This window comes from Klebsiella sp. A-Nf5 (genome assembly GCF_002810545.1).
Lineage (GTDB): Bacteria > Pseudomonadota > Gammaproteobacteria > Enterobacterales > Enterobacteriaceae > Klebsiella > Klebsiella variicola.
This window is the reverse complement of record NZ_PIOG01000052.1, coordinates 1-1,036: the sequence shown is the minus strand read 5'-3', so window position 1 is coordinate 1,036 and position 1,036 is coordinate 1. Positions and strand designations below refer to the sequence as shown.

The window sequence follows — 1,036 nt, the reverse complement described above, 5'->3', positions numbered from 1 at the left end:
AAAACTGCACGAAGCCGGGAAGATGCTGACCGACGGCCTGGAAAAAATGATGCCCGGCCTGTGGTTTGACGTTGCTCTCATCGAAGAACAACAGCAGTAATATCCTTCAGGAGAAACAGGTATGTTTAGCGGTTATCGGCGTTTCCATTAACCCCAATAGCCGCCAGCGGCGTGGATGAAAAGGGGTTCAGCCATATGCTTTCCCGCCGTACAGATGCTCGGGTTGATTCTATGGGCATCCTGGGGTCAACCGCACGCTACGCCTATCTGACCCGGGAGCAGCGCAAGCGCGTAGCCACTCTGGCAAAACAGCATGCCGGGGACATCCCGGTTATGGTCTGTGTGGGATCGGTCCGTATCGACGCCATTCTACATCTGGCTGATGATGCCCAGGCAGCTGGCGCGAATGTCCTGTTACTCCCGGCGGTCAGCTACCAGTCACTCCGTGACGACGAAGTCTTCTCACGCTTCGAGACCGTTACCCGGCACCTGTCTGTACCAGTGTGTATCTCTGAAAATCCGGGCACGACGCATTTTACCTTTACGGACGAACTCCATGGTCGTCTCTCATCACTTAAGGATGTTAGATCGGTCATGTTCCCTGACGAGCTGACAGCTGGCAAAGGAATCATTGATACACTCGCTCAGCTCCCACTAGTCCTGATAGTGAAACGACCTTGGGAAAGGATGTGGTACGAAGCGCCTGGTAAGAAGGTCAAAGGGATTGCCGCTGAAGACGCGGTATTCACTGATCATTTCATCTGGTAGCCTGTCACTCGCACCGTTGGTAACGTGAAGATTCATGGTTAATTTTGGAGTTCGGACGATTTATGCAAGCTATCAGACTATTCACCCTGATTCTGCCATTGTTCCTGGCACTCTGCGCCGGTATACCGGCCAGCGCCAGCACACCTTCAGGCAGCATTTCCTCTGCAAATGCAGCAATTACCACTCATGATAAGAACGGAAACCTCCTGCCGAATGCTCTGCGGATTCAGTATGATGTTGATTCAGATGGCAGAGTTCAGAATGTTAA

At 52.3% G+C, this 1,036-nt stretch carries 2 pseudogenes; both read left to right on the top strand.

Annotated features, from left to right (window positions below):
* Positions 1 to 156 precede the first annotated feature (156 nt).
* Positions 157 to 603 (top strand): annotated as a pseudogene (locus CWM53_RS06440) (dihydrodipicolinate synthase family protein); the annotation flags it as partial.
* Positions 604 to 830: 227 nt separating this feature from the next.
* Positions 831 to 1,036: pseudogene (locus CWM53_RS06435) on the top strand (energy transducer TonB); the annotation flags it as partial.